This is a genomic window from Paracoccus luteus (assembly GCF_004522155.1).
In the GTDB taxonomy this organism is placed as follows: domain Bacteria; phylum Pseudomonadota; class Alphaproteobacteria; order Rhodobacterales; family Rhodobacteraceae; genus Paracoccus; species Paracoccus luteus.
In genome coordinates this window covers 24898-43777 of sequence record NZ_SDEA01000013.1, presented here as the reverse complement: position 1 = coordinate 43777, position 18880 = coordinate 24898, and the positions used below count along the sequence as shown (strand labels likewise).

Here is an 18880-nt window from a genome sequence, read left to right as displayed (position 1 = left end):
CATGGGCGGAACGGGGGTCATCGACAATTTTCTCGGCATCTTCACCAGCTACATCGACAGCGGTTTTGGCCTGCTCGGCGGCGAGGTCGCCTTCATCGCCACCACCCTGATCGTGATCGACGTCACCCTGGCCGCGCTCTTCTGGGCCTGGGGTGCCGATGACGATGTGCTGGCCCGGCTGGTGAAAAAGACGCTCTTCGTCGGCGTATTCGCCTACATCATCTCGAACTGGAACAATCTTGCCCGGATCGTCTTCGAGAGCTTCGCCGGGCTGGGCCTGATGGCCTCGGGCACCGGCTTCTCCGTCGCCGATCTCCTGCGCCCCGGCCGCGTCGCCCAGACCGGGCTCGATGCCGGGCGGCCGCTATTGGAATCCATCTCCGACCTGATGGGCTGGGTCGCGGTCTTCGAGAATCTGGTGCAGATCCTCTGCCTCTTCTTCGCCTGGGCGCTGGTCATCCTCGCCTTCTTCATCCTGGCGATCCAGCTCTTCGTCACCCTGATCGAGTTCAAGCTGACCACGCTCGCCGGCTTTGTCCTTATTCCGTTCGGGCTTTGGGGAAAGAGTGCCTTCATGGCCGAGCGGGTGCTGGGCAATGTGATTTCCAGCGGCATCAAGGTGCTGGTTCTCGCCGTGATCATCGGCATCGGCTCGACGCTGTTCAGCCAGTTCACCGCGGGCTTCGGCGGAGCGACCCCCACCATCGACGACGCCATGGCGATCGTGCTGGCCGCGCTGTCCCTGCTCGGCCTCGGCATCTTCGGCCCGGGCATCGCCACGGGTCTCGTCTCCGGTGGTCCGCAGCTTGGCGCTGGCGCTGTCGTCGGCACCGGACTCGCCGTTGGTGGTGCCGCTGTGGCAGCCGGAGGCGCGACCATGCTCGCCGCGCGTGGCGGAGCCGCTGCCCTGTCTGGGGGCACCGCGCTCGGGCGCGGTGGTGCTGCGGCCGCCGGGGCTGCGTCGTCGGCCTATACACTTGGCTCCATGGGCGCATCCGGTGCGGCTGGTGTCGCTTCCGGCCTGGGCGGCGTGGGTCGTGCCGGCGCTGCGGCGACCATCTCGCCCCTGAAGCGCACCGCATCACGCTTCGCCGACACCATGAAATCCAGCTATGCGGACGGCGTCCGTGGTGGGTTCAGAGCCTCAGGTGGCAGCTCCTCGATGGGCACCGTCGGCGGAAACCCGTCGCCCGAGCCGCCCACTCCTCCCACCACCGAGGGTCCGCCAGCCTGGGCACAGCAGATGCGCCGCAGCCGAGCCATCGGTCACGGCGTCACGGCCGCAGCCCATGCGGTGCGTTCCGGCGACAGCCATGGCCCCGGCTCATCCGTCAGCCTTTCCGAAAGTGACCGCACATGAATCTCTTCAAACGACCGACAACCCATTACGGAAAAACCCCGCAGCCCGAGACGTCCTACCAGAAGGCCGCGCAGGTCTGGGATGAACGCATTGGTTCCGCCCGCGTGCAGGCGAAGAACTGGCGCTATATGGCGTTCGGTAGCCTGATCCTCTCGGTCGGTTTTGCCGCTGCCCTTGTCTGGCAATCGGCGCGCGGAACTGTGGTGCCATGGGTGGTGCAGGTCGATAATCTCGGCCAGGCGCAGACCGTAGCGGCGGCCGTTGCCGACTATCGCCCGACCGATCCGCAGATCGCCTTCCATCTCGGCCGCTTCATCGAGCAGGTGCGCGCGATCCCGTCCGACGCGATCATCGTCCGCCAGAACTGGCTTCGTGCCTATGAGTGGACGACGGATCGCGGCGCGGCCGCCTTGAACGATTACGCGCGGAGCAACGACCCTTTCACCAAGGTCGGCCGCCAACAGGTTGCCGTCGAAGTGTCATCCGTCATCCGGGCTTCTCCGGACAGCTTCCGCGTCGCCTGGACCGAACGCCACTATGAGAACGGGCAGCTTTCCACCACGGAACGGTGGACCGCCATCCTGACCATCGTGATCCAGACCCCACGCGATGCCGAGCGTCTGCGCGCCAACCCTCTTGGAATTTACGTCAACGCGATCAACTGGTCGCGGGAGATGAGCCAATGACCGCCACGTCTTTCCGTATAGTCGTGTTTTCGGCTTTCCGTAAACCCGCGCTCGCGGCTTTGCTGCTTTCCGCCACCATGTTGGCGGGCTGCGCCACCAACAGGACGCCGCAGTTCAGCTACGATTCCGACGTGCCGCCGCTACCCACCGCGCAGGTCGCCGTGACCGACAATAGGCCCCGTCCGCTGCATATACCTCCAGCCTGGACGGTGGCACGAGGCGGCACTGCCGCCGGCACGCCGGACGGCCGCGTGCAGAACGCCAATGCCGCCGCCCGTGTCGAGCCGCGCCGCGAAGGCTACTATAACGCCATCCAGATTTATCCGTGGTCGGAAGGCGCGCTCTATCAGGTCTATGCCGCGCCGGGGCAGATCACCAATATCACGCTGGAGCCGGGCGAAAGCCTAACCGGCGCGGGACCGATTGCCGCTGGCGATACGACCCCCTGGATCATCGGCGATACCGAAAGTGGATCGGGCACGAACCGTCGCGTCCATATCCTCGTGAAGCCGACGCGCCCGGACATTTCCACCAACCTTGTCGTCACCACCGACCGGCGCACCTACATGATCGAGCTGCGCGCGCGGGAAGCGCTCTACATGCCCTCCGTCTCATGGGCCTATCCCGCGCCGCCGGCAGGGAGCCGCGTCACCACGCCCGCCGCGCCCATCATTCCGGCCGAGGCGGCCCGAAACTATCGCTACGGATTGCAGGTGCGGGGCGACAGTCCACCGTGGCGGCCGGTTTCCGTCTTCGACGACGGCCGCCGGGTTTTCGTAGTGTTCCCGCGCGGCATCGTGCAGGGCGAAATGCCGCCTCTGTTCGTCATCGGGCCGGACGGAGAAACGCAGATCGTCAACAGCCGAGTCCATCAAAATGTCCTGATCGTGGATCGTCTGTTCGGCGCGGCCGAACTGCGCCTTGGCAGCGGCGATCGCCAGCAGGTGGTCAGGATCGTTCGTATGGAGCAAACGCAGGCCGCAGCCCAGCCGGCCCGCACCACCACGGGAGGATCGCCCTTATGAGTGAATCCGATACCGCCGCGTCCATGCGGCTGCGCGCCGAGCCGCCCCGCGTCACCCGGCTGTCCCGCAAGGTGCTGGCTGGCGTCGGGGCCGCAGCACTTCTCGGCATCGGTGGCGCGCTGATCTATGCGCTCCAGACTCGTGACATGGGATCGGGCGGCGAAGAACTTTACTCGACCGAGAACCGCCCCACGGCGGACGGTCTGGCCGGGCTGCCTCGCGACTATAGCGGTCCCGTCCTGGGGCCGGCATTGCCCGGCGACCTCGGCCGTCCGATCCTCGAAGCGCAGAACCGGGGCCAGCCGGTCGCAACGCCCGCCATCACGACGCCCGCCGTCGATCCCGAAGAGGAACGCCGCCGCGCCGAGGAAGAGGCCGCGCGGCTCAGCGACGTGTTCTTCCAGTCCGGGCCGCGTTCCGGCGGGACAGCGGGAACAGCCATGCCCGGCCTGGCCGGACTCGGCGGACAGCAACAGGACGCAGCCGAGCAGAATCGGCATGCCGCCTTCCTGAACGGGCCGGTGGACCGCCAAACCGTCGCGCCGGATCGCGTCACGCAGCCGCCATCACCCTATATCCTTCAGGCCGGAGCCGTGATCCCGGCCGCGCTCATCACCGGCATCCGCTCCGACCTACCGGGGCAGATCACGGCGCAAGTCACCGAGAACGTCTATGACAGCCCGACCGGCTCGCTGCTGCTGATCCCGCAAGGCACTCGCATCATCGGCCAATACGATGACGGCGTGACCTTCGGCCAGCGCCGCGTGTTGCTGGTCTGGAACCGCCTCATTCTACCGGGCGGCCGCTCCATCGTTCTGGAGCGCCTGCCGGGCGCGGACGCCAGCGGCTATGCCGGCCTTGAGGATGGCGTCGATTATCATTGGTGGGATCTGATGAAGGCCGCAGGGCTGTCCACGCTGCTCGCAGTCGGCACGGAGCTGGCGACAAGCGACGAGGACCGGCTGATCCGCGCCATCCGTGACGGGGCGCAGGATACCGTCAATCAGGCCGGCCAGCAGATTGTGCAACGCCAATTGCAGGTCGCGCCGACGCTGACCATCCGCCCCGGTTTCCCGGTCAGGGTGATCGTCTCCCGCGATTTAGTATTCGAGCCCGCAGGAGGTTGACCATGTCGAAACTGAAACTCGGTCCCATCGTTGAGGACAAGCCGGTCAAGGTCACGGTAGAGCTGCCGGGCCCGCTTCACCGCGATCTAATCGTCTATGCCGAGGTGCTGGCCCGTGAGACGGGCCAGCACCTGACCGATCCCATCAAGCTTATTGTGCCGATGCTGGAGCGGTTCATCGCCACGGATCGTGGTTTTGCCAAGGCACGACGAGACAATCATCGTGCTTCGATCGCTTCAGACGACCCAAACAAGGATGGCTCCATAAAGCAAGGAAACTGACCAGATGGCTGCGCCGCGCATCCCCTACGCAGGCCTCAATTGTTCGAGTTTCGGCTGTTCTGCAGTGCCATCGCCTTTGCCAGGCTGAGCAATCGCCGGAACGCCGGATTATCATTGCGGGCGGACCATACCGCCGAAAAGGGCAAAACCTCGCCGGGGATCGGCCTATAGGCTACCCCGGGAAACCGTGCAACGGTCATTGCCTCGCTAACCAAAGTCAGACCTCGCCCGAGCGCAACGAGTGGCACAAGGTTGTCACGGCTGACATACTGGACTTGGATCTCTGGGTGCCGACCAAGATCTGCGAGCCGCCGCACCAGGTGATCGGCAATCTCCTGACCAGGGGCTGCCTCGGTTACAATGAAGCTTTCACCGGCTATATCACTGCATCTCAGCTCTTCCCGGCCAGTAAGCGCATGGCTTTCGGGCAACACAGCAAACACACGCTCCGACCACAGGGGCGTGCGTTCGCAATCCTCCCACTCCCGCGTTCCCGTGATGAAGGCGACGTCAAGTTTCAATTGCCGGATCGCCGCGACATGCTCGGCGGGATTACCATCGACCATCACGATCCTGATGTTCTCGTAACGCCTGCCGTAGGTCCTGAGCAACTCAGAGAGAAATCCCGAGGCAAGCGAAGAGTAAATGCCGATTCGGAGCCTCCCCTCTTCAGATCGGCCGGCAGAAGCAACGTCGTGAACGCCATCGCCAATCATTCTGATAGCCTTGCGCGCGCGATGAAGGAAACGTCGCCCTGCATAGGTCTGCGATACGCCCCATGTGTGCCGGTGAAACAATGAGGCACCAATCCTGTCTTCAAGATCGGCGATGCAACGGCTGATTGCCGATTGTGACAACCCCAGAGAGGTTCCAGCCTTGCGGAAGCTGCCATGCTCGGCGGCAGCTATGAAATAGCGGAGGTGGCGAAGCTCGATAGCATCGTGGACAGGTGCGGGTTCATTGTTCATGAGGCCCCCGTTTCAAGCTTGTGCTTTAGGATCATAGGCAAGCCGAATATCCCCTTGTCGATGATCGAGCCGTTCACGCGTTAAAGCAGACATTTCCTTTCCGTGACCGTTCGTCACAAAGATATAACACATGATCACATAAACAATTGTTCAATAATTGGTGATTTGTCGACTTGGCCCGCATGTGGATGACAGCCCGTCCCCGCGCAAGCTGCCCTAGATGCCATCACGGCGGGCAGCGGACGCACTTTCGTTCCCATGGAAGTTTGCGGCTTGCAACGGTGGCGGGGTCAAGCAAGAGTTTCTGATCATCCCGCAGTTCTTGCCGAGATGGAAGGCGCCATACGCGGGCTGATCGACGCTAGGAAGGCTGGATCGTTCTGATTTCTGAACCTAGTCCAAGGTGCATTGCCGACCTCGGTTGAATCCTGACACCTAAAACAAGGTCCTCAACGCTGGCCCCTCGATGCCCTGCTCGTGGGATCTAAGCGTCTTTCGGAGATGGATCGTGCCTCGCGCGCGAACACGCAACTTTTCCTGCGACAGTCGGTTGACAAGTCGTCACATGAACAACTATTCAATTGTATAACTGATATGAAACGGAGCAAGCTATGGCTGACCCTTCACACTCTCACAGCGACCATCATCATGGTGACGGTCATGACCACGATCATTCTCATGTTCCCACCGTGACGAAGGACAATGAGCGTAAGATACTCATCTCCTTCTTCATCATTTTCACCTTCATGGTGGTCGAGGCCGTTGGAGGCGTGATCTCCGGCTCGCTCGCGCTGCTGGCGGACGCCGGACATATGCTGACCGACGCGATCGCACTCGGTCTTGCCTATGTTGCCTTCCGGCTCGGCAGGCGAGCCGCCGATGGCCAGCGCACCTTCGGCTATGCTCGCTTCGAAGTTATCGCGGGTCTGGTCAATGCACTCACGCTCTTCGGCATCGTCGGCTGGATTCTCTATGAAGCGATCCAGCGCTTTCAGGAGCCTCATCCTGTCCTTGCCGGATCAATGTTCGTCGTGGCTCTCATCGGGATGCTGGTGAACCTCTTTGTGCTTTGGTACCTGACGCGCGGGGACACTGACCATGTCAACGTCAAGGGTGCTGTCCTGCACGTCATGGGTGACCTGCTTGGGTCCGTCGGCGCCATCGTCGCGGCGGTCGTGATCTGGTTCACCGACTGGACGCCGATCGATCCAATCCTGTCGGTATTCGTCTCCCTGTTGATCCTGCGCAGCGCCTGGAAGCTGCTCAAGAACACGCTCCATATCCTTCTCGAAGGAGCGCCCGACAACGCCAGCAGCGCAGAGATCTCCGACCATCTTCGCAAGACCGTCCGGGGCCTTCAGAAGGTCAGCCATATCCATGTCTGGTCGCTGACGTCCGGTCGCGTGCTCGCAACGCTACAGGTGCAGCCGATGGACGGGGTCGATCTTCGTGAAGTCGTCAGGCAGGTGGGGCACGAACTGAAGACGAAGTTCAATATCGAGCACCCAACCATCGGTATCGATTGGGAGGGCGACGCCGATTGCAGCCTGGACGAGCCTGGCAAGGCGGGCGTCTCCCACGCGGGGCATACGCATTGATCGTCTCGACCCGATAGCTCACTCGATCAGCCCAAAAGGTCCAATGTTGAATATGATAGAGGCCCCATCGTCTCGGGAACTCGACTTCCTGGCTGAAACCTTTCGCCTGCTGGGTGATCCCAGCAGGCTGAAAATCCTGATGCACTGCGAGGATGGTCCGAAGTCCGTGACCGATATCTCCCAGACCCTCGAGCTTTCGCAGTCGCTTGTCAGCCACCATCTGCGTTTGCTTCGGGGCGCGCGGCTGGTGACGCACGTTCGACGCTCGAGGCAAATATTCTATGAAGTCGCCGACAGGCATGTAGGTGAAGTTCTGCTCGACATGCTCACCCACGTCAGGGAAGATGCGCCGATCATGCAACGCGTGATCGAGCAGCGATTGGGTGCGTCGCTCCCAGGGCGATCAATCGAGCGTCGCCGCTCCACCCGCAGGGCAGCACATTGCACATAAGCCCCAAACAGCATCGTCGACGCCATTTCATTGGCGGGGACGAAGAAAACCCCGCTCATCCCGATACGGCCCGCGAAAGTCCGCTATAGGCTTACTGCAACGACCGGCCGATTGCGCCGGGCCGAGGTCGGACCGAAAGGTCCTCGTCGTCGGGATCGCTTTCCAGTTCCTGCAGGATCGGGCAGTGCGGGCGGTGATCGCCATGACAGGCGTTGACCAGCATGGTGAGTGTGTGGGCCATATCCTGGAGGTCCCTGATCTTCTTTTCCAGATCTTCAATGTGCCCTTGCGCAAGACGTTTCACCTCGACGCTCTGCCGGGACTCGTCGCGCCACAGACTGAGAAGATCGCCGATCTCGGCCACCGAAAAACCCAGGTCACGCGCGCGGCGGATGAAGCGCAGCATATGGATGTCGGTATCCGAATAATCGCGGTAGCCCGAAGCCGTGCGATCAGCGGCCGGAATAAGGCCGGTCTGCTCGTAGTAGCGGATCATCTTGGCCGAAACGCCCGATGCCTTCGATGCCTGTCCGATGTTCATGAACGTTCTCCCGAATCTGGATCGGCAGCCGGCCCCTATATGGGGTCGACTGCCGAGGTTTGTCATTTCGCCACCTTGAAGGTACGCAATCGCAGGGCGTTGCCGAGCACGAAGACACTCGACAGAGCCATGGCGCCGGCGGCGAAGACCGGCGACAAGAGGATGCCGTAGACTGGATAGAGCGCACCGGCGGCAACCGGGATCAGGGCGGTGTTGTAGGCGAACGCCCAGAACAGGTTCTGCCGGATGTTGCCGATCGTCACCTTCGACAGGGCGATCGCATTGGGCACCCCCTGCAAGCTGCCGGACATCAGCACGACGTCGGCCGCCTCGATGGCAACATCCGTTCCAGTGCCGATGGCAAGACCCACATCCGCCTCGGCCAGCGCCGGGGCGTCGTTGATGCCGTCGCCGACGAACGCCACCTTGCCGTGCTCGGCCTTGAAGCGACGGATCGCATCGACCTTGCCGTCCGGCAGCACTTCCGCCACCACCTCGTCGATCCCCAGACGCGCCGCGATCGCCTTGGCCATGCGGGCATTGTCGCCGGTGATCATCGCGACCTTGAGGCCAAGATCGTGCAGGGCCTTGATCGCAGCGGGCGTCGTCTTCTTGATCGGGTCGGCGACGGCGATGATCGCCGCCAGCGTGCCGTCGATCGCGGCATAGAGAGGCGACTTGCCTTGATTGCCAAGACGCTCGGCAATCCCGGAAAAGGCCGCCACATCATGGCCAAGCTCGACCATGTAGCGATCAGCACCGATCTCGACGTGCGTCCCATCGACGATCGCCTTTACGCCAAAGCCGGTCACCGACTCGAAATTCGACACGGCCGGCAAGGAGATGTTTTCCTCGGCGGCTGCATCGACGATCGCACGAGCGATCGGGTGTTCGGACTTGGCCTCGACAGCAGCGACAAGTCCCAGAACGTTCGCACGTTCAAAGCCGTCCGCCAGTTCTAGATCGGTCAGGGCCGGCTTGCCTTCGGTCAGCGTCCCCGTCTTGTCGACAGCGACAACCTTCGCATCTTTCAGCAGTTGCAGCGCCTCGCCCTTACGGAACAGAACGCCCAGTTCAGCTCCGCGACCGGTGCCTACCATGATCGAGGTCGGCGTCGCAAGACCCATGGCGCACGGGCAGGCAATGATCAGGACTGCAACGGCATTGACCAGCGCGAAAGTGAGCGCGGGCGATGGGCCGAAGTAAAGCCACGCAGCGAAAGTCACGGCGGCCACAGCGAAAACTGCCGGCACGAACCACATCGTCACCTTGTCGACCAGCGCCTGAATCGGCAGTTTCGATCCTTGCGCTTCCTCGACCATGCGGATGATCTGCGACAACACGGTGTTGCCGCCGACAGCCGTTGCGCGGAACGCGAAGGCTCCCTTCTGGTTGACGGTGCCGCCGACCACTTCGCTGCCATTGGTCTTGGAGACCGGAATCGGCTCGCCGGTGATCATCGACTCGTCGACATAGCTTTCGCCTTCGACAACCTCGCCGTCCACCGGGACACGCTCACCCGGACGAACCTCGATGATGTCGCCGGACATGACGGAATCGATCGGCAGATCAAGCGCCTTGCCGTCCCTGCGCACCCGCGCGGTCTTGGCCTGAAGGCCGACGAGCCGCTTGATCGCCTCGGACGTCCGGCCCTTGGCACGAGCCTCCAGCAGCCGACCGAGCAAAATCAGCGTCACGATGACCGCGGCTGCTTCATAATAGACGTTCACCGTTCCGGCGGGCAGGAGCCCAGGCGCGAAGGTCGCGACCAGCGAATAGCCGTAGGCTGCGAGCGTGCCGACCGCGACCAGGGAGTTCATGTCGGGGCCAAGACGCCACAGCGCGGGGAGCCCCTTGTCATAAAAGCGGATGCCAGGAACGAACAGGACAATCGTCGTCAGCACGAACTGGATATACCAGTTCGTCTGCATGCCGATGGTCGACGCGATCAACTCATGGGCGCTCGGTATGACGTGGGATCCCATCTCGAGGATGAAGACCGGCACCGTCAGCACCGCTGCGATGGTGAAATCACGGGTCAGTTCGCGGCGTTCCGCCTCTTTCTTCTCGGCACGTTCGTCCGCTTCCGCCGGTGCATCGTCGCTGGCGTTGCCGATCACTTTGGCGTCGTAGCCTGCGCTCTCGATGGCAGCCACCACGGCTGCCGCATCGGCTGTGCCCTGAACCGTGGCCTTTTCAGTCGCCAGGTTCACGACGGCATTGGTGACGCCGGGCACGGCGTTGAGCGCCTTTTCGACACGCCCCACGCAGGATGCGCAGGTCATGCCTTCGATCGCCACTTCAAGCGGAGTTCCCGCTGGCGTGGAGAAACTTGCCGGAACCTCATAGCCCACATCCTCGACAGCCTTGACGAGGGTCGCGCGATCGACAGCGCCGCTCATCGTGATGCTGGCCTTTTCGGTCGCGAGGTTCACGGTCGCGCCGGCCACGCCCGGCACGGCCTTCAAAGCCCTCTCGACACGGCCTNCGGCCACGCCCGGCACGGCCTTCAAAGCCCTCTCGACACGGCCTACGCAGGATGCGCAGGTCATCCCCTCGATAGGCAGGGAAATGGCCGCGTTCGTCGTGTCCGCAGCTCGAACAGGCGCATTCATGGCCGCCTCCTTTCTGGTTCAGAATTCGAGTTCGGACACACATATGCTCCTTCCAACGATGGGAAGGTCAAGAGCAAAAAACATCATTCCGACCCCTTGACCTTCCCATCGTTGGAAACCCCACCTTGAGTGGCATGAGACCCAACCAAGGAGAAATCTCATGGAACTCAGAATCGAAAACATGACCTGCGGTGGCTGCGCCAAATCCGTCACCAAGGCGATCCAGTCGGTCGATCCGAACGCCCGGATCGACACCAATCCGGATGCCCGCACGGTCACGGTCGAGACGACCGCAACGCTGGCAGCCCTTCAGCAGGTTCTCGAAGAGGCCGGCTATCCCGCGACCGTGAACTGACGGGCAACGGACCCATGAACAAACTCACGCCCATATTTATCGCCGGCGCGGTGATTGTCGCGGGTGGACTCACCTACGCGCAATCGCAGATCGGCGAGCAAGGACAAAGAGAAGCCATGACCCAGAGTCAGCATGCCGGGCACGGCACGAGCACCCCCTCCGACAATCCCATCATCCGCGCCTACACCGAGGCCAACGACAAGATGCACGCCGATATGGGCATTGAGTTCACAGGCGATGCAGATGTGGATTTCATGCGCGGCATGATCCCCCACCATCAGGGCGCCATCGACATGGCTCGCGTCGTCCTCGAACATGGTTCCGATCCCGAAGTGCGCAGGCTCGCCGAAGAGGTAATGGCCGCTCAGGAAGGTGAGATCGCCATGATGAGACAATGGCTTGCCGAGCGCGGAAAGTAGCTTCGAGCTTCTGAGCTCAGCAACCGACATCCCGCGCCTCGGCGCTATCGGCCGGCGGCTGTTCGCAAAGACCAGCAAGGTTCGAAACAGACGCTGAAATCAAGCCAGCCGCGACCGTTGGCGGCTGGCTTTCTTCGTTGATGAAATAATCATAGAAACCGACGCGTTACTCCGCGGTCACCGAAGCGGGAAGCACCTCAGGCGTAAAGAATACGTCGGGATGCACGTCCTCGCTGCGCAGCCTCCGCGCGACTGCCATCTTCGTAGCGGCATCCACCATACGGGGCGGACCAGCGACATAGGCTTTCCACCCGTCGAGGTCAGCAAGGTCCTCGACCACCGCCTCGGTCACGAAGTCGCGCCGATATCGGTCGACCGTGCCTCGGAAAGCACGGCCGCGAAGGAAAGATCGGCGTGGCGTTCGGCCAGCGTCTGGAAATGCTCGACAAGATAGAGATCCCGTTCGCTGCGGACTCCGAAGTAGAGATGAATTGGTTGCTTCATACCGTGGGCGAGCGCGGTATCCACGATCAACTTGATCGGCGCTAGCCCGGAGCCATCAGCGATACACAGGACCGGGCCGGTGTGATGCTGGCGCAGATAGGAGGAACCCAGCGGGGACTCGATCTCCACCTCGTCGCCAGCCTTGAGTGTACAATGCACATGCTCCGACGTCGCTTCTCCTGGAACACGGCGAATATAGAATTCAAGGTTGCCATTCCCTTGCCGGTTGGCCATGGAGTAACTGCGCGTGGGCACTTCATCGAAGCTTAGCTGCGCATACTGCCCCGCAGCGAACTCCAAGGGCGCACCGTCCGCAGGCGTGATCTGGAGCAGCTTGATATCGTGGGTCAGATCATCGAGGCGGGTTACGGTCGCATCCAGTTGGCGGACGGATGCAACGACATCGTCGTCGCTGCCCAGTCAGGCGACTGTCGCATTGTCTGCGGCTGCGCACGGCACGCCAGGATCAGGTTGTCGGCCTTTTCTTCCTCCGTAAGGGCAAAGCGTGAATGTTGGAGCAATTCCACCTTGCCCTCGATCGGCGGGCCGGCTGGTCACTAGACGCCACTGATCAGACAGCGCCGCCAATCGACAGCGGCGGTGTTCCGCATTGCGATTGCGCGCTCTTCCGGTAGATTGGATCCGACAAATCAATATGGACAGTGCCTCGCCGCCGACGCGGGCGGGCTGCGTCCCCAGCACAGGTGAATTATGCAAATGACTGCTCGTAAGCCGAAACCAAAGGCTGAGGAACAGGCTAAGGTCGCAAAGCCCGTCGAGGCCAAAGCCCACAGCCACCTGGACCCTTCCTCGCTCTCACCGAACGAGGTCACGATCCTTGCGGAAACCTTTCGCCTGCTGGGGGATCCGTCGCGGTTGAAGATTATTCTGAGCTGTATGCCAGGCCCGATATCCGTCGGCGACATCGCCGAAAAGCTGGACTTATCCCTTTCCCTTGTCAGCCACCACCTGCGCCTGCTGCGCGGCGCGCGGCTCGTCAAGGGCGAGCGGCATGCCAAGCAGATCTTCTATGAAATTGCCGACCATCACGTCAGCCATGTCCTGCAGGACATGGCGATCCACATCGCAGAAGATCACGCGGACGAATAGGCCGGCCCCGCGCATCCCCACGCCCGGTGTCTTGCCCTGCAAGCTTCTCTGGCAGGTCACAATCCAGGATGCGAACCTCCATGAGGCACAATGAGGATTCTTTTTCGACTGATACTTGAATAGTTGTTCAATTGAGTTATTGTTCTGAGCCAAACTAGGCAGATTCCCGAAGGCGAATGAACGCCCGCTGCCGGCAAGAAAGGAGTTCAGGATGACAGCAGGACTTTCGACCACGAGAGCCGACGAACGGCTCGGCTTCCATGTCGGCGGCATGGATTGCGCGAGTTGCGTGGGCAAGATCGAAACCGCGCTCGGCCGCCTGGGAGGAATCTCGGACGTGGCCGTCAACTTCACCACGGAAACCCTGGTGCTGTCCCGCGATCCTGCCGGCAAGACGACGGCGAAGGATATCGCCAGGAAGATCAGGTCGCTTGGGTTCGACGTCACGCAACTGCCTGAATCCGCCGTGCCGGCCGCACCTGCCCATCGCCCGGACAGCCATGCCCACAAGGGCGACGATCATAGTGGCTGCGACGGGGCCCATGACCATGGCGTCGCCAGCGGCCACGATCACCAGCACGATCATGGGAATTGCAGCGGCCACGACCACGCAGCACATGCTCCGACGCACCGCACCGCGCCATCCGCTCCGCCCAACCTGTCGATGCGGGTGGAGGGTATGGATTGCGCAAGCTGCGTCGCAAAGATCGAGACCGCCTTGTCGCGCATGCCCGACGTTTCTGACGTCCGGGTCAACTTCACCGCAGAAATCCTTGAGCTCAGTCTCGCACCGGGCGCGACCACCAGGGGTCCCGACATCGAAAAGGCGATCAGGAGCCTAGGGTTCGGCGTATCGAACGCACGCCGGCTCGATGAGGTCGCGGATACAGCCGTCGAGGCCGCCGCTCCGGTCGGCAAGGACCAGCGTTGGTGGCAAACCCGCAAGGGCAAGCATGTGCTTGGCCTTGGTCTGCTGCTGGGCTCGGCCTACGGCATTGCGCACTTCTTTCCCGATTACGGCATCTGGATATTCGCCGCTGCCGTGGTAATCGGCGTCATTCCGTTCGCACGACAAGCGTTCGCGCTCGCAATGTCAGGCTCTCCATTCTCGATCGAAACGCTGATGTCGGTTGCGGCACTTGGCGCGCTCTTCATTGGCGAGTCCGAAGAGGCTGCGCTGGTCGTATTCCTCTTCTCCGTCGGACAGCTTCTCGAAAGCGTTGCAGCGGGCCGTGCCCGTGCCGGCATCAAGGCACTGGCCTCGCTCGTGCCGAAGACGGCCGTCATTCTTGATCCCGGTGGTGGCCAGCGTACCGTTTCTGCCGCATCCCTGCGCGTCGATAATCTCGTTCTGGTTCGGCCGGGTGACCGCGTGCCGGCCGATGGGCAGATCGTCCATGGGACTTCCAGCCTAGACGAATCTCCGGTTACGGGCGAATCGGTTCCGCGCTCCAAGGCGAACGGCGACAGCGTGTTCGCCGGCTCGATCAACGTCGACGGCGTTCTGCATGTGCGTGTCGAGAAGACGGCAGCCGACAACACCATTTCGCGCATCATCCAGCTCGTTGAACAGGCCCAGGGCTCCAAGGCCCCGACCGCTCGCTTCATCGAGAATTTCAGCCGCTACTACACGCCAGCGGTAATGCTGATTGCCGCCCTGATCGTCGTCGTTCCCCCGTTGGCGATGAATGGTGGCTGGGATGAATGGCTCTATCGCGGCCTCGCACTACTCCTCATCGCCTGCCCCTGTGCGCTGGTCCTTTCCACCCCGGCCGCCGTCGCATCCGGTCTGGCCGTCGGGACGCGTCGCGGCTTGCTGATCAAGGGCGGCAACGCGCTCGAAACCATCGGCAAGGTGCGCGCCATCGCCTTCGACAAGACCGGCACCCTGACGGAAGGCAAACCACGGGTCACGGAAGTCTTGCCGCTCGGGAACCGCAGTCAGAACGAGGTCCTTGGACTTGCCTCCGCGATCGAAAGCGGCTCGAATCATCCCCTTGCGAAGGCAATTATCGCCCGAGCCGAAGCTGCCGATATCACCATTCCGGCAGTCACAGACGCCTCGGCCACTCCTGGCAAGGCAGTCCATGCGACCGTCGACGACCGGCGCCTTGCGGTCAGCTCTCCTTTGCATGCCGCTCAAGTAGCGACCATCGGTGCCTCGGATCGCAAGGCCATCGAAAGACTTGAGGATGGCGGCAACACCGTCGCGGTCCTGTTCGATGAGCAGGAGAAGGAACTTCTCGGTCTCATTGCCCTGCGTGACGAGCCTCGTCGCGATGCGCGCGAAGGTGTCGCCCAACTCAACGCCATGGGCGTGCGCTCCGTCATGCTGACCGGGGATAACAAGCGTACCGCGCAGGCTATTGCCAAGGGTCTCGGCATCGAATGGAACGCCGAACTGCTGCCCCAGGACAAGCTCGATCTCGTCAACCAGATGAAACGGCAGTCCAAGGTCGCCATGGTCGGCGACGGCATCAACGACGCCCCGGCGCTTGCGACTGCGGACGTCGGGATCGCCATGGGCGGCGGCACGGATGTAGCAATCGAGACGGCCGATGCGGCTTTGCTCAAGAGCAACGTGACAGATGTCGCCCACCTCGTGGCATTGTCGCGCGCCACCATGGCCAACATCCACCAGAACGTCATTTTCGCTCTGGGACTCAAGGCTGTCTTCCTCGTGACCAGCATTCTCGGCATCACCGGGCTGTGGATCGCCGTGCTTGCCGATACCGGCGCCACCGTGATCGTCACGCTGAACGCCATGCGGCTTCTGCTCTTCAAGGGGGCGAAGCCTGCCGACGACGGGCGCGACAATGGGATGCCGTCACGTCCCCTCGTGGCTGCCGAAAGCCACTGACGTTCCGTATGGACCCGGTCGCCAGTCATACCTGACTGGCGGCTTCGCACGACCGGCCTGTGTCACGACCGCGCCCCAGCCCATATGTCCGACCGGCAATTTATGTCGTTTTCGTAACCGACGCGAACAGGCCGGTCCCCGGCTTGAATTCCAGAAGGACGTCAATCTTGGATATCGGCATCGGAGAACTCTCGCAGAAAACAGGCGTCAAGATAGCGACTATCCGCTATTACGAACAGATCGGGCTTCTGCCCAAGGGTTTGCGAAACACAGGAAATCAGAGGCGCTACGAACCTGCGGCAGTCCAACGTCTGCTGTTCATTCGTCGCGCCCGCGAACTCGGATTCAGTATCGACGCCATCCGCGACCTGCTGTGCCTGGCTGATGCATCGTACTCCCATCCGTCCGACGCCCTCCGCATTGCAAGAGAGCAGCTCGCTGCGGTCGAAGAAAAAATCGTCCGGCTGGAGGCACTCGAAAAGCTCGTTGAGCTTGTAGCTGAAGACGCGAAGCCATGTCACACGATCCCTCAACCTTCTGTAACGAACCCGCTGTGGTGAGGTGTTCAGGCAAGACGGACGAATCCATTCACTAGCCTCGGCATGAAAACATGCGGCAGTTGGTACACTTGAACCTCTTATTTGAACCGGGCCAAAACAACCGTCTCATGGGCAACGGCTGCTGACCCGTCATCCTGACGGCAAGCAGGGCTAGACCCGCAGCTTCGAACGCAACTTTGTCGAACTGTCGCTCGAAGCGACCGGCAGGAGATTTCCCATGGCAGAGATAGGCACCTTCACCCGCACCGAAGCCGGCTATGCGGGGGAGCTTCATTCGTTCGGCCTCAGAGAACAGCTATTCATCGTCCCGGCCAAGCCGAGCGACGTGAAGAACGCACCCGACTATCGCGTGCGCCTCGGCAGCGAGGACGGCCCGGACGCCGGCCCCGCATGGAAAGACTCCAGCGAGAACGCTGGCGAGTTCGTGTCGATGCGATTGGAGGGGCCAATCTTCCCGTCCCCGATCCGCGCCAAACTGTTCCAGTCCAACGACGATCCTTCGGTCTGGACCCTGCGTTGGAAGCACGCCCGGAAGATCGAGGATGAGGAATGACAGCCGCGCGCGTTCGGCCCGCAATCCGGTCAAAGATCGGCATCCCTTTGTTCGCGGAAAAGCCGTCTCATCCCTTCGTCCCGCTCGGCGACCAGACGGCCGGCGCGCGCAGCGAAGGTCAGGGGCGGCCCCCGGCCGGCGCTTGCGCCTTGCCCTTGACCGCAGCGAGCACGCTGGCAGGCTGGCGGCGAAGCGGAGACAGGCCGGCATGGCATTATGTCGTCCTGCTGCTGGCGGGGGCGCTTTCCGTCTGCATAGGACCGGGCGTCGCCGTCGCGCAATCCGCATCGGTCGAGCGCCCGGCCGTTGCCCATCCGTATGCGGCGCACATCGTCGAGGCGTCGCAGCGGTTCGGCATCCCCGAGCACTGGATTCGTGCCGTGCTGCGCGCCGAAAGCGCGGGCGATGTGCGCGCCATATCGTCGGCCGGAGCGATGGGATTGATGCAGGTGATGCCCGACACATGGGCGGGCCTGCGCGTCCGCCATGGCCTCGGCCGCGATCCCTACGACCCGCGCGACAACATCCTCGCAGGCACGGCCTATCTGCGCGAGATGTTTGACCGCTACGGCAATGTCGGCGCGATGCTTGCGGCCTATAACGCCGGCCCCGGCCGCTATGACGAGCACCGCACGACGGGCCGCCCGCTTCCCGCCGAGACACGCGCCTATGTCGCCGCGCTCGCCCCGATCCTTGGCGGCGCGGCTCCATCGGATGCGCCGTTGCAACCACCGGCACCGCCGCCCGACTGGCGCGAGGCACCGCTATTCGTCATGCGCCCGGACGACACGCGAGCTGCCGCCGCGCCGCCGTCCGAGGTGCAAACAGGCGACGGCCGCGCCCGTGCGGAGCCGCAGGACGGCAGCATTTTCGTGGCGAGCGCCAGCGATGGGAGAACCCCATGAGGGCGGCGTTCCCGCGCTCGGCGGCGCTGGTTTCGGCATCTGGTCGGGCAGGTTTGCGCCCGGCAGGATTCCCGGCAGGAGGGGCAGAAAAGACAGAAAGGGCGGAGGGCAAGATTAAAGAAGACGGCACCATGTCGGGCCGCTTCTGGAAATTGTTGTTGTCTGCACACTGGTTAGGTGGCCGGTTCCGGCACCATGGTTTTGAGGGGCCGCGTGCCGCGATTTTGCGCAAAGCCTTGGCTTTGCAGGGTTTCAAGCGGCACCATAGGCGCAGATCGGCGGTTTTCCGGCGGTTTGGGCTGGAGTCGCGCCCTTGAGCGCCGACGACGAAAACCGCTTCCGACCGAAGCCCGGCCGCATCCGATCCGACACGCCGAAGGCTGGCAAGACCAAGAGCTTTTTCACGCAGGTCAGGAAGATCACCCGGCAGCATCAGGCGGCAGCCTCCCGCGACCCTTCCATGCCGTCATCCGCCCGCCCGTCATCGTCGGGCCGGTCCCGTGCCGTGGTCGCCAGCGGCAAGGGCGTGAAGCGCGGCCGGGGCGCGAGCTTCGTGCGTGCCCGCAATATCTCGGGCAACTGGCATCATCGCCAGCCGGGCAGCCGCCGCGTCATCGTCAAGCAGCGCAGCGTCAGGGCCGCATTGAAGGGCGGCCGTGCCCGTGCACATCTGCGCTATGTCCAGCGTGACGGAACCTCACGCGACGGCGAGCGGGGCCGGCTCTATTCGGCGACCGAGGACCGCGCCGATGGCGACGCCTTCCTTGATCGCGGCAAGGACGACCGCCACCAATTCAGATTCATCGTCTCGCCCGAGGAGGGGGCGGAGCTGTCGGACCTCACGGCCTACACCCGCGATTTCATGAAACAGGTGGAAGCTGACCTTGGCACCAAACTCGATTGGGTTGCCGTCAATCACTACAACACCGGCCATCCCCATGTGCATATCGTCGTCAACGGCC

19 protein-coding genes and 1 pseudogene are annotated in these 18880 nt (G+C 62.7%); 15 read left to right on the top strand and 5 right to left on the bottom strand.

Translation table 11 applies throughout. The annotated features are described in order from the left end of the window. The first annotated feature begins 1 nt into the window (after nt 1). The 5 genes from trbL to EPA64_RS13660 are packed head-to-tail and all read left to right on the top strand — an operon-like array spanning nt 2 to nt 4479. Nucleotides 2-1360, top strand: coding sequence for a P-type conjugative transfer protein TrbL (gene trbL, locus EPA64_RS13680; RefSeq protein ID WP_134726889.1), 1359 nt, complete (start codon nt 2-4; stop codon nt 1358-1360). Then, nucleotides 1357-2046 (top strand): conjugal transfer protein TrbF, encoded by a 690-nt coding sequence (gene trbF, locus EPA64_RS13675; protein WP_134726888.1) that lies wholly within the window; start codon nt 1357-1359, stop codon nt 2044-2046. The genes trbL and trbF overlap by 4 nt, the downstream gene beginning before the upstream one ends. After that, entirely contained in the window at nt 2043-3071 is a 1029-nt protein-coding gene (gene trbG / locus EPA64_RS13670) for a P-type conjugative transfer protein TrbG (RefSeq protein ID WP_134726887.1), read from the top strand. The genes trbF and trbG overlap by 4 nt, the downstream gene beginning before the upstream one ends. After that, complete coding sequence (locus EPA64_RS13665; protein ID WP_134726886.1) at nt 3068-4198, top strand: TraB/TrbI/VirB10 family type IV secretion system protein; 1131 nt, start codon at nt 3068-3070, stop codon at nt 4196-4198. The genes trbG and EPA64_RS13665 overlap by 4 nt, the downstream gene beginning before the upstream one ends. Before the next feature lie 2 nt (nt 4199-4200). Then, on the top strand, nt 4201-4479 hold the full coding sequence (locus EPA64_RS13660) for a DUF2274 domain-containing protein (RefSeq protein ID WP_134726885.1): 279 nt from the start codon (nt 4201-4203) through the stop codon (nt 4477-4479). Nucleotides 4480-4514: 35 nt separating this feature from the next. On the opposite strand, the gene EPA64_RS13655 is transcribed toward EPA64_RS13660, so the two are convergent. Then, nucleotides 4515-5447, bottom strand: a complete 933-nt coding sequence (locus tag EPA64_RS13655) for a LysR family transcriptional regulator (RefSeq protein ID WP_134726884.1) — start codon at nt 5445-5447, stop codon at nt 4515-4517. A gap of 611 nt (nt 5448-6058) precedes the next feature. On the opposite strand from EPA64_RS13655, the gene EPA64_RS13650 reads away from it, so the two are divergent. After that, nucleotides 6059-7045 (top strand): cation diffusion facilitator family transporter, encoded by a 987-nt coding sequence (locus EPA64_RS13650; protein WP_134726883.1) that lies wholly within the window; start codon nt 6059-6061, stop codon nt 7043-7045. Between the two features lie 52 nt (nt 7046-7097). After that, complete coding sequence (locus EPA64_RS13645) at nt 7098-7496, top strand: metalloregulator ArsR/SmtB family transcription factor (RefSeq protein WP_134726925.1); 399 nt, start codon at nt 7098-7100, stop codon at nt 7494-7496. Between the two features lie 91 nt (nt 7497-7587). On the opposite strand, the gene cueR is transcribed toward EPA64_RS13645, so the two are convergent. After that, on the bottom strand, nt 7588-8037 hold the full coding sequence (cueR, locus tag EPA64_RS13640) for a Cu(I)-responsive transcriptional regulator (protein ID WP_134726882.1): 450 nt from the start codon (nt 8035-8037) through the stop codon (nt 7588-7590). A gap of 62 nt (nt 8038-8099) precedes the next feature. Further along, nucleotides 8100-10652, bottom strand: a complete 2553-nt coding sequence (locus EPA64_RS13635) for a heavy metal translocating P-type ATPase (RefSeq protein ID WP_134726881.1) — start codon at nt 10650-10652, stop codon at nt 8100-8102. A 160-nt stretch (nt 10653-10812) separates the two neighbouring features. Between EPA64_RS13635 and EPA64_RS13630 the strand changes: the two genes are divergently transcribed. Next, nucleotides 10813-11007 carry a heavy-metal-associated domain-containing protein gene (locus EPA64_RS13630; RefSeq protein ID WP_134726880.1) on the top strand — a complete coding sequence of 65 codons (195 nt, stop codon included), beginning with the start codon at nt 10813-10815 and terminating at the stop codon, nt 11005-11007. Nucleotides 11008-11123: 116 nt separating this feature from the next. Beyond that, nucleotides 11124-11426, top strand: coding sequence for a CopM family metallochaperone (copM, locus tag EPA64_RS13625; protein WP_425467043.1), 303 nt, complete (start codon nt 11124-11126; stop codon nt 11424-11426). Nucleotides 11427-11592: 166 nt separating this feature from the next. Here the strand turns inward: copM and EPA64_RS16500 are convergent, their stop codons facing one another. Continuing rightward, complete coding sequence (locus tag EPA64_RS16500; protein ID WP_220443760.1) at nt 11593-11778, bottom strand: ferredoxin reductase domain-containing protein; 186 nt, start codon at nt 11776-11778, stop codon at nt 11593-11595. Beyond that, nucleotides 11775-12311: an FAD-binding oxidoreductase gene (locus tag EPA64_RS16495; protein WP_281278584.1), complete on the bottom strand. Its 537-nt coding sequence runs from the start codon at nt 12309-12311 to the stop codon at nt 11775-11777. The genes EPA64_RS16500 and EPA64_RS16495 overlap by 4 nt, the downstream gene beginning before the upstream one ends. Before the next feature lie 330 nt (nt 12312-12641). Between EPA64_RS16495 and EPA64_RS13615 the strand changes: the two genes are divergently transcribed. From EPA64_RS13615 to EPA64_RS17110, 6 genes and pseudogenes are all read left to right on the top strand, one after another. Further along, nucleotides 12642-13040, top strand: coding sequence for an ArsR/SmtB family transcription factor (locus tag EPA64_RS13615; RefSeq protein ID WP_342773373.1), 399 nt, complete (start codon nt 12642-12644; stop codon nt 13038-13040). Nucleotides 13041-13251: 211 nt separating this feature from the next. Then, complete coding sequence (locus tag EPA64_RS13610) at nt 13252-15900, top strand: heavy metal translocating P-type ATPase (RefSeq protein WP_134726878.1); 2649 nt, start codon at nt 13252-13254, stop codon at nt 15898-15900. 167 nt (nt 15901-16067) lie between these two features. Next, nucleotides 16068-16460 (top strand): MerR family transcriptional regulator, encoded by a 393-nt coding sequence (locus EPA64_RS13605; RefSeq protein ID WP_134726877.1) that lies wholly within the window; start codon nt 16068-16070, stop codon nt 16458-16460. Between the two features lie 217 nt (nt 16461-16677). Beyond that, nucleotides 16678-17013: a DUF736 domain-containing protein gene (locus EPA64_RS13600; protein ID WP_100650080.1), complete on the top strand. Its 336-nt coding sequence runs from the start codon at nt 16678-16680 to the stop codon at nt 17011-17013. Further along, nucleotides 17010-17918, top strand: a complete 909-nt coding sequence (locus EPA64_RS13595) for a lytic transglycosylase domain-containing protein (RefSeq protein ID WP_134726876.1) — start codon at nt 17010-17012, stop codon at nt 17916-17918. Before EPA64_RS13600 ends, EPA64_RS13595 begins: the two co-directional genes overlap by 4 nt. A 460-nt stretch (nt 17919-18378) precedes the next feature. Continuing rightward, nucleotides 18379-18879: pseudogene (locus tag EPA64_RS17110) on the top strand (relaxase/mobilization nuclease domain-containing protein); the annotation flags it as partial. Between the last annotated feature and the right edge of the window lies 1 nt (nt 18880).

Coding starts and splice junctions, on each gene's coding strand:
- EPA64_RS13600 (WP_100650080.1), top strand. CDS start 16,678: ATGGCAGAGATAGGCACCTTCACCCGCACCGAAGCCGGCTATGCGGGG.
- trbL (WP_134726889.1), top strand. CDS start 2: ATGGGCGGAACGGGGGTCATCGACAATTTTCTCGGCATCTTCACCAGC.
- cueR (WP_134726882.1), bottom strand. CDS start 8,037: ATGAACATCGGACAGGCATCGAAGGCATCGGGCGTTTCGGCCAAGATG.
- copM (WP_425467043.1), top strand. CDS start 11,124: ATGACCCAGAGTCAGCATGCCGGGCACGGCACGAGCACCCCCTCCGAC.
- EPA64_RS13665 (WP_134726886.1), top strand. CDS start 3,068: ATGAGTGAATCCGATACCGCCGCGTCCATGCGGCTGCGCGCCGAGCCG.
- trbG (WP_134726887.1), top strand. CDS start 2,043: ATGACCGCCACGTCTTTCCGTATAGTCGTGTTTTCGGCTTTCCGTAAA.
- EPA64_RS13645 (WP_134726925.1), top strand. CDS start 7,098: ATGATAGAGGCCCCATCGTCTCGGGAACTCGACTTCCTGGCTGAAACC.
- EPA64_RS13615 (WP_342773373.1), top strand. CDS start 12,642: ATGCAAATGACTGCTCGTAAGCCGAAACCAAAGGCTGAGGAACAGGCT.
- EPA64_RS13660 (WP_134726885.1), top strand. CDS start 4,201: ATGTCGAAACTGAAACTCGGTCCCATCGTTGAGGACAAGCCGGTCAAG.
- EPA64_RS13630 (WP_134726880.1), top strand. CDS start 10,813: ATGGAACTCAGAATCGAAAACATGACCTGCGGTGGCTGCGCCAAATCC.
- EPA64_RS13650 (WP_134726883.1), top strand. CDS start 6,059: ATGGCTGACCCTTCACACTCTCACAGCGACCATCATCATGGTGACGGT.
- EPA64_RS13610 (WP_134726878.1), top strand. CDS start 13,252: ATGACAGCAGGACTTTCGACCACGAGAGCCGACGAACGGCTCGGCTTC.
- EPA64_RS13595 (WP_134726876.1), top strand. CDS start 17,010: ATGACAGCCGCGCGCGTTCGGCCCGCAATCCGGTCAAAGATCGGCATC.
- trbF (WP_134726888.1), top strand. CDS start 1,357: ATGAATCTCTTCAAACGACCGACAACCCATTACGGAAAAACCCCGCAG.
- EPA64_RS13655 (WP_134726884.1), bottom strand. CDS start 5,447: ATGAACAATGAACCCGCACCTGTCCACGATGCTATCGAGCTTCGCCAC.